12 protein-coding genes are annotated in these 13,138 nt (G+C 64.7%); 3 read left to right on the top strand and 9 right to left on the bottom strand.

The window, feature by feature from the left end; all coding sequences use genetic code 11:
• From BLS95_RS34135 to BLS95_RS58265, 7 genes are all read right to left on the bottom strand, one after another.
• The coding region (locus tag BLS95_RS34135) for a hypothetical protein (RefSeq protein WP_218136118.1) at window positions 1–190 on the bottom strand (190 nt) is incomplete at its 3' end.
• Window positions 191–501: 311 nt separating this feature from the next.
• Window positions 502–810: a transcriptional regulator gene (locus BLS95_RS34145; protein WP_090941109.1), complete on the bottom strand. Its 309-nt coding sequence runs from the start codon at window positions 808–810 to the stop codon at window positions 502–504.
• Window positions 807–1,292, bottom strand: a complete 486-nt coding sequence (locus tag BLS95_RS34150) for a hypothetical protein (protein WP_090941112.1) — start codon at window positions 1,290–1,292, stop codon at window positions 807–809. Before BLS95_RS34150 ends, BLS95_RS34145 begins: the two co-directional genes overlap by 4 nt.
• 193 nt (window positions 1,293–1,485) lie before the next feature.
• The gene (locus BLS95_RS34155; protein ID WP_090941115.1) at window positions 1,486–3,078 is read right to left on the bottom strand and encodes an alkaline phosphatase D family protein; all 1,593 of its coding nucleotides are present in this window, start codon (window positions 3,076–3,078) and stop codon (window positions 1,486–1,488) included.
• A 191-nt stretch (window positions 3,079–3,269) separates the two neighbouring features.
• Complete coding sequence (locus BLS95_RS34160; protein ID WP_143043976.1) at window positions 3,270–3,506, bottom strand: hypothetical protein; 237 nt, start codon at window positions 3,504–3,506, stop codon at window positions 3,270–3,272.
• Window positions 3,507–3,712: 206 nt separating this feature from the next.
• Window positions 3,713–3,838 (bottom strand): hypothetical protein, encoded by a 126-nt coding sequence (locus tag BLS95_RS59195; RefSeq protein ID WP_281250061.1) that lies wholly within the window; start codon window positions 3,836–3,838, stop codon window positions 3,713–3,715.
• A 27-nt stretch (window positions 3,839–3,865) separates the two neighbouring features.
• Complete coding sequence (locus BLS95_RS58265; protein WP_245765458.1) at window positions 3,866–4,054, bottom strand: DUF4872 domain-containing protein; 189 nt, start codon at window positions 4,052–4,054, stop codon at window positions 3,866–3,868.
• 203 nt (window positions 4,055–4,257) lie between these two features.
• Here BLS95_RS58265 and BLS95_RS34170 point away from each other — a divergent pair, with 203 nt between their 5' ends.
• The 3 genes from BLS95_RS34170 (at window position 4,258) to BLS95_RS34180 (ending at window position 8,594) form a co-directional block, all read left to right on the top strand.
• On the top strand, window positions 4,258–5,499 hold the full coding sequence (locus BLS95_RS34170) for a vanadium-dependent haloperoxidase (RefSeq protein ID WP_218136119.1): 1,242 nt from the start codon (window positions 4,258–4,260) through the stop codon (window positions 5,497–5,499).
• 820 nt (window positions 5,500–6,319) lie between these two features.
• Complete coding sequence (locus BLS95_RS34175; protein WP_090941124.1) at window positions 6,320–7,762, top strand: ATP-binding protein; 1,443 nt, start codon at window positions 6,320–6,322, stop codon at window positions 7,760–7,762.
• Window positions 7,763–8,249: 487 nt separating this feature from the next.
• Window positions 8,250–8,594 (top strand): hypothetical protein, encoded by a 345-nt coding sequence (locus tag BLS95_RS34180; RefSeq protein ID WP_090941126.1) that lies wholly within the window; start codon window positions 8,250–8,252, stop codon window positions 8,592–8,594.
• Window positions 8,595–10,379: 1,785 nt separating this feature from the next.
• Here BLS95_RS34180 and BLS95_RS54570 read toward each other — a convergent pair.
• Both BLS95_RS54570 and BLS95_RS34190 read right to left on the bottom strand, forming a co-directional pair.
• Window positions 10,380–11,573: a hypothetical protein gene (locus tag BLS95_RS54570; RefSeq protein ID WP_143043977.1), complete on the bottom strand. Its 1,194-nt coding sequence runs from the start codon at window positions 11,571–11,573 to the stop codon at window positions 10,380–10,382.
• 4 nt (window positions 11,574–11,577) lie between these two features.
• A complete protein-coding gene (locus tag BLS95_RS34190; protein WP_090941129.1) occupies window positions 11,578–12,867 on the bottom strand; it encodes an NsdA family TPR-like regulatory protein in 1,290 nt (429 codons plus the stop codon).
• Between the last annotated feature and the right edge of the window lie 271 nt (window positions 12,868–13,138).

The raw sequence follows: 13,138 nt of genomic DNA on the forward strand, positions 1-13,138 counted from the left end.
CCAGCTCAGCGGGAGCCGCCCCCTCCTGCTCCAGCCAGCGGCTCAGATGCGCCAGCACATACGCGTGGCCCTGAGCGGTCCGCGGCGTGAACCCCTGACCGATCAGCTCCAGCCGAAACTCGTGCACCAGCCCCGCCAACGGCCCCGACACCCTGACCGGGTAGCGGCCGTCCGTCGCAGCCCTGACCATGTCTTCACCTCCATCGACAGCCCCTCGATGAAGGAGACGGTGAACCTCCGGCGTTATGAGGTCAATTCACCCGGTCGCACCACCCGCAGCCAGCACTGATCCACCCAGCCCGGCATAACATCCAACCCCAGATAATTGCCGGCGTCGTAGCCGCGGGAGTCTTCGCCGACGGTGTCGGCGCCCTTGACGCTCTGGGCGTCCAGGACCCCGGCCGACGGCGAGCCGCCGCGACGCCATGCGTGCCCTGAGCCGGCACCGGAGTACCGGAAGACCACCGGGAGAAGCCTTCGCTTCCGCAGGAAAAAACCTCGTCACTGGGGGAATACCGAGAGCCCGGACCGGGCGATGATCGCCTGGAGCGCGGCCACGTGGTTCCGGTAAGCCTGGCGGCCCAGATTCGTCAGGCTGAACCACGTTCTCGGGCGCTTGCCCACATATCCCTTGCGGATCTTCACATACCCGGCCGTCTCCAGGGCGCTCGCGTGCTTGGAGAGTACGGAGTCGCTGATGTCCAAGGTGTCGCGTACGAAGGCGAACTCGGCCTCCTCGGCGGCGGCGAGCAGAGAGACGATCTGCAGCCGCGTCGGCGCGTGGATGGCCGGATCGAGCTGCGGGGTCACCGCGCGCCCTGCGCCGCCCGGCGAGCGGTGCGCCAGGACATCCAGCGGGTAAGGACGGGCGCGCTGGCCGCCACGACCGCGACCATGATGGCACCCATGATCGTCCGAGGGTGGTCCACCTCCAGCACCTGCAGCCCGAAGGTCAGCACGATGCTCCCCAGCGTGGTGACGACGATCCACCCCACCATGCCCGCCCAGGCCCACGGATCCACCACGGAGGCGTGCGGGCGCAGGCTCTGGTTCCGGATGTCGACGACGAGCTTCACGACGGCGACCGCGAGGCCGATGGCGAGCACGGGCACGCCGATCCACAACACCCACGGCGGCGTGACCTCGGTGACGAGCTGGATGCCGGCGACGAAAACCCAGACCGCCACCAGATACCACGAAGGGAACAGCGGCGGCGCGGACCGCAGCGCCCTGTGCTGCGTCCGGCGAATCTGCGCCAGCGAGTGCGCGGCCTCTTCGGGCGTGATGTGCATGACGGTCTCCCAAGTAGTTTCCCACTCGGAAACTACTTTCCACTTTCCATACCGTCAAGTACTTTCCACCGCACGCCACCGACTCATCGCGGCGACCAATTGGCCCGGCTGCTCGGTCGCGAGAGCCCAGGTCGCGCACCCGTCCCAGCGGGGGCATGCGACCCGGGCTCTCACAGGTTCAGCAGGATCGCCGTCAGCGGCGCTCAGGGTCCAGCGTCTGCGTGAAGAGCGCCTTGCCCTCGACGTCCTTGAGGGTGACGGTCAGCCGCTTCGTACGCGGGTCGATGTCGACCTGGCCGAAGAACTGGTAGCCCTCCAGCGGCGAGGCGGACGCCCGCGACGGCACGGCCTGGAACACGGCCTCGGGGCCGAAGGTCGCGTCGAGCGCGTTCGGACCGAAGGCGCCGGCGTTGAGCGGACCGGACACGAACTCCCAGAACGGGTCGAAGTCCTGGTACGCCGCCCGGTCCGGGTGGTAGTGGTGCGCGGCGGTGTAGTGCACGTCGGCGGTGAGCCAGACGTGGTTGCGGATGCCGAGCCGCTTGATCTTCGTGAGCAGGTAGGCGAGGTCGAGCTCGCGACCCAGCGGCGCACCCGGGTTGCCGTTGGACGACGACTCCTGGTTGCTCCCGTCGGGCACCACGAGACCGATCGGCAGGTCGTTGGCGATCACTTTCCAGGTCGCCTTCGACGCCTTGAGCTCGCGCAGCAGCCACTCGGTCTGCTCCTTGCCGAGCAGGCCACCGTCGGCGACGGTCTCGAGGCCGGTGGTGTTCGCGTCCTTGAAGGTACGCATGTCGAGGATGAACAGATCCATCAGCGGCCCGTACGACAGCTTGCGGTAGACCCGACCGGTCCTGTCCGGCGAGGCCGGCGAGACCGGGATGTACTCGTGGAACGCCTGGCGGGCGCGGGCCGCCAGCTGGTCCACGCGCGTACCGTCGGGATAGCCGGCACGGCCGACCAGGACCTGGCCGGGGTACCAGTTGTTGATCACCTCGTGGTCGTCCCACTGAGCGACGATCGCGGTCTCGGCGAGGAAGGCCCGCCAGTTGTCGGCGAGCAGGTTGTACTTGTACTGCCCGCGGTACTGGTCGAGCGTCTGCGCGACCGCGGCCTTCTCCTCGGTCACCAGGTTGCGCCAGATCCGGCCGTCCGGCAGCGTCACGGTCTCGGTGATCGGCCCGTCGGCGTACACGTTGTCACCGGAGGAGAGGAAGAAGTCGGCGTTCGCCGCGCGCATCGCGTCGGCGATCCGGAACCCGCCCAGGTCGGGGTTGACGCCCCAGCCCTGGCCGGCGATGTCACCGGACCAGATGAAGCGGATGGGCCGCTGACCGTCGTGCCGGCCCAGACCCGCGCGGAAGCGGCCGACGAGCGGCTCGCTGCTGCGGTGGTGGTCGTGCTGGTCGACGGCGGTGATCCGGTAGTAGAGGTCGGTGGCGGTGGGCAGGCCGCGCAGGTCGATCTGACCGGTCAGGTCCGAGGCGGGGGTGACGGTCGGACCGGCGACCCTGCGCAGGATCCGGCGGAAGGAGGGATCCGTGGCGATCTCCGCCTGCAGCCGGGCAGGCCGGTTGACCCGGGTCCACAGGGAGACGGAGCCGTCAACGGCGTCGCCGGCCTGGACACCGTGGGTGAGAACGGGACGGTCAGAGATTACGTACCCGGAGCCACGGCGGGCCGAGCGGGCAAGAGCAGGAGAGCCGAGCGCGGGCGCGAGAACGAGCCCAACTCCGATGGCGGTGGTGCCCCGGAGCAGCATGCGGCGGTTGAGCGCGGTCATGCGCCGATCTTGATACAATCCGGACAACAGCGGGTAAAATACCGGGAACCGGGCGCTGAAACCGCAGCGATCACCAAGTACCCCAGCGAGACCGCACAGGCTGCCCCACACCAACCCCATGCCCACAGATGGGGCTCACCGCCGCAACCACACCCTCGGCGGCAACCCGCTCAGAGCCGGCACGACGCCTTTCATGATTGACCACGCTCGCGGATCGCCGCTTCCAAGCGTAGGCCGAGTCCGATCACCGCCAACATCACGAAGACTCCTAGCACCTGCCAGTACGGGTCGCCTTCCGAGAACACAAGGGCCGCCACGGACAGCATCCCGCCCGCAAGAAGAGCAACGGTTCCGCAGGCCCGAAGAGCTTCCAGGTCACCTCGTTGACTCGTATCCGCGTGTAAGCCCGGCTTCTCCGACTCAGTCATGATCGTGAGCATCCCATATCAACATCCACGTGGACAGCGGCTCTACATTCCGCCCTTGCTTCCCGATCTTCCCGCCTGCCTCGCCCAGCCGGCACTCCTCGCGGATCCGCCCAAAGCCTCGCGCGGAAGCCAGTACGCACGCCATCCCCAAAAGCGACCAATCTCGACTCCAAACCAGAGACTCTTATGTACGATGCCTGCCCGAGCTACAACTGACGCAGCACCCGCATGGCGTCCTCCTCGATGCGCGAGAGATCGTGGAGAATGTCGCCGGCCTGCTCGAGGTACCCCGCGTCGCCGCTCTCTCCAGCCTTCGCGATCAAGGTGGACACATCCGTCCACAGGACGGCGGCCTCGGCCTAAAGCCGGTGACCGGCACGGAGATTGCCGTCGTCGATCAGCCGGATGCACTCGTCGAGGAAGTCACGGAACAAGGCACCGCCGGTGCCACCCTTCTCCATGAGGAGGGCGGCCTGCGGCAGGTCCTGCTGCGAGACCGAGCTGCGCTGGTACGGGGGAACGTCTCCGTGTATGAGGAGGGCTGTCATGCCTTGGGAGGCTTTTGCGTGCTGCTGGCACTGGTCACGTCCGTACGGCAGCATCACCCCGCGCCCCGAATTTCGGCTGCGCCATTAATGGTTTTACGGAAGTTCGTTCGCTGTAATTAATATGACCGGCATAGTAATTTTCCGCCATGCCTACATTACGTGACGCCGGCCGCGCGGGTGTCCTGACGCGTAAGGCCCTTTCCTTGGCCGTCGCCGGCACCGTCGCCGCCGCAGCTCTGGTCGGACTCGGCCCGTCCGTCGCCCACGCGTCGAACACGTCGGCCAATGCCGTCATCACCTGGGACAGATACGCCCAGACAGCGATCTGGGACATCGCCGGCCAGGCGCCGCAGGTCCAGGCGCGCAGTTTCGCGATGGTTCACGGCGCCATCTACGACGCCGTGAACGCGATCGCCGGCACGCCGTACGAGCCGTACCTGAACGCGCCTCCCGCCAACGGGACCGAGTCGACGAGCGCGGCCGTCGCGACCGCGGGCCATCTTGTGCTGAACGCGCTGTTCCCGGCTCAGCAGGAGAGGTTGAGAACGCAGTACGAGGAGGAGCTGGCCCGGATTCCCGCCGGCACCGCCAAGCAGCGCGGCATCACCGTGGGCACCCAGGCCGCAGCTGCGATGATCGCCGCTCGGCAGGGCGACGGCGCCTTCGGCAACCAAACCTGGTCCGTGGGCACTCAGCCCGGCCAGTGGCGGCCGACGCCACCCGGGTTTTCCGTTGACGGGGCATGGGTCGCCCACCTCAAACCGTTCCTCATCCCCAGCGCGTCGATGTTCCGCACGTCCGGCCCGCCGGCGCTCACCAGCCGCCGGTACGCCCGAGACCTCAACGAGGTCAAGGCGATCGGCTCGGCGACCAGCACGGTGAGGACGGCCGACCAGACGCAGGCCGCGATCTGGTGGCATGACCGGCATCTGGCCGAATGGGAGATCAAGCGCCAGCTTGCCACGAAGCAGAAACTGAACACGCTGCAGTCCGCACGCATGTTCGCGATGGTAGACATGGCCGAGGCCGACGCCACGATCGCGTGCTACAGCGAGAAGGCGGCGTGGAATTTCTGGCGGCCGATCACCGCGGTCCAACTGGCCGACACCGACGGTAACCCGGCCACCACGGGCGATCCCGACTGGACGCCCCTGCTGGTTACGCCGCCGCACCCTGACTTCACGTCCGGACATTCGTGCTTCACGGCGGCGAGCATGTCGGCTTTGACGCATTTCTTCGGCCGGGACGACATCTCCTTCAGCGGGTACAGCGCCGACTCCGGTACCACCAGGTATTTCCGCAGCTTCTCGCAGGCGCTGGCCGAGGTCATCGAAGCCCGCATCTGGGGCGGAATCCACACGCGTACGGCCGACGTGGAGGGCGCGAAGATCGGTAAGAAGGTGACCTCCTACATGGTCGCGCACTACTTCAAACCAAGGAGGTAGGCGCTCACCAGGCTGGATCCGGTATGGCGGGACGAGCCGACCGCGGTGCCACCGCGGCCGGCGATCGTGTGCCACGGGCATCAAAGCATTACGTCAGGTCGGGACAATCACCCTGGAGATCTTCACGACCCGCCTGCCATGACCGTCGTCTCCTCGCACCGCAGGTGGGCTCGAACGCCTGTGCACTCAAGCGTGCCCTGGGCGACGCTGCGATTCGACCACTGGATCGTCCCCGCCATGCATGCCAGATACGTCGGAGCATGCACCGCGCGGCCTGGCAGGTCGGCGCCTACGACAGGATGCACGACCGACCGGATCGCGCGCAGACTCCCCGCTCATGACCACATGCAGGGTGCTTTCGCAGGTGGGCGGCACTGGGTTCGAACCAGTGACTCCTCGCTTGTAAGGCATGCCAGAAGAAGGCGGGATCTTGGGTGACGCGGGTTCTCGCCTCGGCAAACGTTCCGCCCAAGTCCTCGGCTGTCCACGTTCGTCTCTGGCCGTTGCCACTCAGATAGTCACTCAGCAGGACGACGTGGCCGTGTTCCAGATGGGCCGTCCCCCGGCGAACGGGCGGTGGCGGCGGCCTTGAGAGGACTGGCAAGGCGCTCGATCAGGAGGGTGGTCACGTCGGCGGCGCCGGATGGAGCGCCTCGGCATCACGTCGATCGGGAACTCGTCAGGCCGCGCGATGCTTGGACGGTCGGCTCCGGAATGCCGGACTCTGGGCGACTACGCGTCTGGGGGGCGCAGGATCGGAACAGGATGAAATATAACCAGAACTCGAGTAAATGTAACCAGTCCATGGTTACATTTACCTATGAGCCAGCACGTGCATGAGGTGGTCGCACGTCTCCGCACGACCAGGGGCGACTACGACGATGTCGAGGTCAAGTCGGCGGCAGGAGGGCTGCCGCAGTCGCTCGCCTCAACTCTGAGCGCGCTCGCAAACCATCCAGGCGGCGGGACGATCATCCTCGGCCTCGACGAGGCCACCGGCTTTCGTCCGGTCCAGCTTTCAGATCCGCAAGCACTCAAGCAGGGCCTTGCTCACAAGGCTCGCTCGTTCTCGCCACCTGTTCAGCTTACGATCAGCGACGCGGAAGTGGATGGGGCACCGGTCATCGTCGCCAGGGTGCATGAATGCGATCCGTCGGCCAAGCCGTGTCGGATCACGGCGTCGGGCACGGCATACATGCGAGGGTATGACGGGGACTTCCCGCTGTCGGATTTGGAAGAGCAGGCATTCCTTGCCGCCCGTAAGCCACCGCTCTTCGACCGGCAACCCGTGACAGGCGCCACCCGCGAGGACCTGGACGGCGACCTTGTCGAAGCGTTCCTACGTTCGGTGCGTGAACGGGATCCCCATGGCCTCGGCCGTTTCCCTGACGATGTCGAGCTGCTGCGGCGTGCTGGAGTGACTCTGCCCGACGGCACTCCGACCGTCGCAGGAGTGTTGGCTTTGGGGGTCCATCCACAGGAGTGGTTTCCGCGCTTCGTCATCCAGGCTTCGGCAGAGCCATTGCCGACCGATCCCGCAGGATCGCGGGCCCGGAACCAGACAACGATCACTGGGGCCATTCCGCGGATGTTGGAAGACGCCCTGCGCTGGGCACGGCGAACCTTTGACACCAGCGTCGTGTCGGCTCCGGACGGGACCGTTCGTGATCAGCCCGCTTATCCATACATCGCCTTCCGCGAGATCATCGCGAACGCTCTCATCCATCGCGACCTCGATCATTGGTCGGCTGGCATGGCCGTAGAGGTTCGGCTCCGCCGTGACCGGTTGATCGTCTCCAACCCGGGCGGTCTGTACGGCATCACGGTCGATCGGCTCGGCCGGGATGCCGTCACCTCCGCACGCAATGCGCGACTCGTTGCGATCTGCCAACACGCTCGCACGCCAGAAACAGGCGCGCGAGTGATCGAGGCGCTGGCAACCGGCATTCCGATCGTGGCCAACGCCCTAGCAGAGGCCGAGCTCCCACCTGCGCATTACATCGACGCCGCCATCCGATTCACTGTCGTCCTACGGCAGCAGGTAGTTCCCGTCATCCGCCCGGGCTCCGACCTGAACGAGACGGAGCTACGCGTCTACGACGCCTTGGCGGCCGGGACACGCAGTGTCGCTGACCTCAAGCAGGAACTGAACCTGTCCGCACCCAACACCCGCAAGGCACTCCGCGAACTGAGATCGAGAGGACTCGTCGAGCAACTGGGGGGCCAAGGACGGTCAACAACCTACCGGAGACTCTCGGAATAGGGGATGCTGATGTCCTTGCACGCCGGTTCGCCCAGCCAGACAAGACAGGCCCCGATGCCCAGGAGTTGGCCAGTTGGGCGACGACTGATCAAGCCAATCTCGCCGAAACCCGCTTGCGCGGGCCAATGGCCCGACAGCCCCCAAAGGGTGATCGCCACGGGGTTTCTGATGCAGGTGGGCGGTACTGGGTTCGAACGAGTGACCCCTCGCTTGTAAGAGTAGCTATTCGATCACTGGACCTGGTGTTTTCGCTGTTCAGGTCTACATTCGGTGTGCACTCATGTGCAGGGTAGCGCTGCGATGGACGTCCCTGATGTCACTCAGTTCGCCACTCAAACTCTCGATGTCTCGGGCGTCAGAAACCCTGCGGCTAGTGTCTGGCTGCGTGCCCGGTGTCAAGCTGGTCAGTGGCTGGTCTGCTTGTCTTCAACCGATGGTAGAGGAAGCCTTTTCATCGACCTGGACGGGGTCAGCTACGGTCGTTCGGGTGAGGACCGACGAGGACCGTGTTCGCCTGGCCCAGCAGCTCGGGCAGTTACCTATGCACGAATTGGTCGACGTGCTGGGCCATGTCCTGCCCCAGCATGCCGAGGACAGCAACGGATTGCGTACGATGCTGGTCTTGGCTACGGCCACCGCCTACGAGCAGGAGCCTGCCAGCATCGACGTGACGCTGGTGGCTTGGCCCGATCGGGACCACTACGACGGTGGTCTTGGACCCGAGCAGGGGCTGTGGGAAGACGGGCGCTGCGCACGGTGCGATGTCGAGGTCACCTCGAACGCCAAACGAGCTTACTGCCCGGTGTGCAACACGCCCTGCACGCTGACCTGAACAAGCCGAGCCTCTACATCAGTGAACCTTTTTTCATGCTTATGCGGCCTGCTCGACGCGATGGTTTTGAAGGACGGCGATGGCCTTGCAGAGGTGGCCGGCCCTGGAAGGGCTGCAGCGTAGCTTGCGGAGGATCTTCCAGCTCTTCAGTCTGGGCGTTCGCGCGTTCGGGCCGCCAGGCCGGATTCAGACGTTGAAGCGGAACTCTGATCGGCCTCTTGCCGACCTTGGGCGGGGGGCTTGCTGCGCTGGTCGGGCAGCTCTTTTGACTTCACGTCGATGCTCACTGGTTGCCGACGTTTCACGATGTCTTGTGCCCCGTACGTGCCCCCATGAGGTAGGAGAGCTGGCGGCCTTGCGCGGCACGCACAGCTACCCCTTGGCCTGCCCCTCTGCCGTCGTCCCACCTACGAGGTAGCGGACCAGCCGCGGGGGTGCCCCGGCCGCGCGCTCGGCACCACGGCAGTGATGGAGGGAAGGCGGCCCCGCGGCTGGTCCGCTAGGGGCTTGCCCTGGGACGGCGGTAGGCGGGCAGGCTTCCACGGCAACCCACTCAGATGGGCAGGGGAACGATCTTGGCTGCCCGGAGCCGGAGCCCCCGCCGGAGGCATGCAGTAAGGCCGGCCCCGTGACCGCGCACGCGGGCGCTGACTGGCCTCCCTCGTGACCCGAGAAGTGCGCCCCCCTGTGATCACTCTGTACTCTCGCATGGCGGTTCCTCCACTCGTCCGCGCCAGCCGTCCGGCGGTGCTTTAGCCGTCCGCCGGGAGCGCCAGCGGGAGGCGACGACGTGCCGAGACGGCGGCGCGTGCGGCCCCGTGGGGCCGCTTTAATAGCGCCAAGCTCATCGGCAAGGACTGGGCGCCCAGGGAGCTCCGACACAGTTTTGTGTCCCTGCTCTCGGAGCATGACATCCCGATCGAGGACATCTCGCGCTTGGTCGGACACTCAACACGGTTGTTACAGAGACGGTCTACCGGCAGCAGATACGACCAGTCATCCAAGAAGGCGCGACTGCGATGGACCGCATCTTCCCTGTAGCGGACGAGGCATAGCCGTTCAGCATGTCACCAAGTTTGTCACTCACGCCCCGTTTCCATGATCGGAGACGGGGCTCTTGCTGCTGGTGGGCGGTACTGGGTTCGAACCAGTGACCCCTCGCTTGTAAGGAGCCAAGATCGGCTCCGCGTGGTCCCCCACCTGGAGCAGGTTAACGCGGCTCCTCGCCCCCGGAAGCAGCCCGGACACAGCTAATGGCACGCTAATGGCACGGTGATCATGCCTCTCTGGTCTGCAGCTATGCCGACTGACCAGGGCTTCCCCTCGCTCTCGGAATCATTGAATGGCACGGGTATGGCACGCACACGTACGCATGTACACGCTGACCCCCTGGCGCCTGTCGCGATCATCACGGGGAGCGACGACGGCGTCAGAACCAAGCCCGATGATCAGCCACTTTGCTCGGTGGGCCAGGGCTGAGGAACGAAGCCCTGGACCTTCGATCGCCCCCAACCATGCACGGCGACCAATCATGCCGTGGCGATCGTAAGGGCTGCATCTGTGCGGCGGCGCGGCAACCCCTATCAGAGCGTCCGGTTCGTGCGGTGAGGTGGGCGTGCGGCGACCGGCCCGCAGTCCCGCGCCGTCCGGGACCGGCCCCCAGGCCGCACGCCCGGACGGCGGGCGGGTGGCGGGCCGGGGGTACGGCGGCGCGCCCGCCGCCGCCTTGATATCTATGAGAACAATTCAGCAACCTATTGTGCAGCCTGAAACCAGGTGATTCCATTAGCGCTTGCGCCGATCAATCTTCACCGCATGACCATCAGGTCTTCTGAATAGCTGAACGCTAAACTTTTGCTGCACGAAAGGAGCATTCGGGTTCCACCAGCGATGATACGCATCGCGAATATTAGACGGCCATTCTTGACTTATTCCGTGCACATCTATTCCAAACGACTGTAGATGTGCTTTGATGCTGCAAATATAGCCCTTTGTGAATATTAGCTGGGGCGGAGTTAATTGCGTACACATCTCCCTATTTCGCCATGCATGACGGAGACCGGACATCACTTCTTCAAGTTCGGCATAAATCATGGGGTAAAGGCGACCTCGCCCGCCCATGACGAGCACCATTCCACCTGGCGGCAGCACTTGTTTTATATGACTCAATGCCTCCCTAGATTCGGCCATACTATCAGGGGTAGTGAGAAAGTTCCCCACCATACCGAGATGGTACCGCTCAGGCAAATGCCAGCCGGGGTTCTCCTCCTGGAGGAGTCTCGCCGCCCACTCATAGCTGATTTCATCTTGGTCTAGAATGCCCCTAATGAGCTGCTCTTTGTACTGGGCGTTTTCATGCTTGGAGCGCAGGATCCTCAATCCATAGAAGTCCCTAATCGATGCGCCGTATGGCCCTCCCCGCCCGCGCTCTTCGGATAGCTGGTGAACAAAGCTAGACATGGCCGGGCTGGCTTCGGCCAATTCGACCGTTGGAGGAGGAGCGTAAAGTTGACCGATCTCGTGACCCCGAGGAAATAGCAATGCGATCTCGTTGATTGCGCGACCAAAGTCCATGAGGGCATAAGTGGCAGGACCGGGGCCAGCGCCGACATCCAATGCATGGATCCCTGAACGCCTAATGGGAAAGCGACCGCCCTGCAGCAACAGAAGAAAGACCTGCCACCATCGGCAATAACGGTCTACCAGATGGACATATGCATATGCCTCAGCGGCGAGGGGCAAGTCATAAATATCCTCATTACATCGAACCAGCACATCGGGTAGGCGATCGAGGAACATGCGCGCGGCTTGCGGGCTGGATATGGCCTTTAACAGAAACGCTCTAGTATCCAGCGTCATACGCCTTAAGTTGTCATTGAAACATTCATCAAGCATCTTGGATAGCAGCGAATAGTTTCTCCGCTGCAATGAGCGCCACGTGCGACGCCGTACTATAGATTGCTTTACTTCCTGGCTCATGTTTCTACTCAAGGAGTTCAGGGCGGCGCTCACTTAGTGCTTGGCGAGCGATAAGAAGCCGTTCATGGAATTCTATGGCAAGAGCTTCTTTACGGTAGCGCTGACGCAGCGCGCAATCGAGATCTCCAGCCCGGTTGACGAGGTCGGTGAGGGACCTACGGTCAATGTCGAAGGCGAACATGCCGTGGTCTACGGCTGCATCGAGGTCGCCTCGTCGGGCGTGGACAATGCCGAGGTCTATGTGTGCGTCGGCGAGGCGCATGGGAGCGTTGGACGTGCCGTCTGGCCGGGTGTGCATCTGGATGGTTTCGCGGGCGTGTTCTTCGGCGCGGTCGTCGTCGGCGAGCCAGGTGTAGCAGGTGGCGGCGTAGAAGATCCACTTGGCGTGGTCGAAGACGAAGTGGTGGTCTGGGTGGTCGGGCATGGGCAGGTTGCCGAGCACATCGGCTCCGCGGGTCAGGGCGCGGTCAGCTTCGCGACGGTCGCCGATGCGGGCCAGGCCCCGGGCTTCTTGGAGAGTGAGTTGAACCATGGCGCTGCTAGTGCCGGCCACTGCCTGCCCCATACGTGCAGCGGTCACGACATCTTCGTAGCGGCCTTCGACGAGGGCGAACCAGGCTGACATCTCGTGGGCCCATCCCATGAGCTCTCCGTGCCCTACCTGGCGTCCCATCTCGAAGGCGGTACGCCGGGCGGTTTCGGCTTCCTCCCTCTCCCCCAAGTCGTAATGGATACATCCCAGCAAGGCGGTTAGCCATCCGGTAGTCACGAGCAACTCACGGTGCTGGTCGAGGGTGAGGCGCCCGGCGAGCAGATGATTGATCTGGGCCAGGCGCTTCTGTGTGCGATCACGCAGGGTGCCAGCGGGCACCACCGGGTAGGCACGGCAGAGCAGATCGACGGCCTCGGCGAGAGCTTCCAAGGTGCCCGTGCCGACATCGGATGCCTGGAGTTGCTGAGCAAGCTGCATCGTTCCGTACAGGTCGGCTTCGGCGCGTAGTGCGTCGATGGGCATGACCTGGGCTTCGATGAGGCGGCTCTCGTTCTGCCTCCCCTGTGAGAAGCCAAGCTCTTCCGGTTGCTTCCCGGTCAGTTGGGTCAGCGCCAACCGGTATTCGGTGCGCGGCCACCTGACTTCGCCTGCTTCCCAGCGCCGGATCCGCTCCTCGTCGCAGGCCAACCTTTGCGCGACACCGATGGGCGTCGCGTTGATCTTTTCGGCCATCTGCGCGCGGTTGAGCTGCTCCTGGTTGCGCCAGGCGCGTAGGCGCACGTTTGGGATGTAGTCGGGCATCTGCGGGCCTTCCTCCCGGCTGGGGGCTCGAAAGGGGGAACAAGGGGGCCGTTCAGGGGTCCTGCTCAGACGCGGTTGCCGGTGGACTTGTCATCAATCAACCACGCTACGTCACGCGGCCTCCCGCCACAGGGAACGCCGAATGAACGAGGAGATGGCGACGGTGATCCGGCCAGACGAGACAAGCAAGACGTCGCCCTGCCCTGCTTGCCGGGGACGCGGGATCAAGCTGCGCGACTCGCGCCGTTCGCTCCTCATCGGCGACACCGAC

Source organism: Nonomuraea jiangxiensis, assembly GCF_900099965.1.
GTDB lineage: Bacteria > Actinomycetota > Actinomycetes > Streptosporangiales > Streptosporangiaceae > Nonomuraea > Nonomuraea jiangxiensis.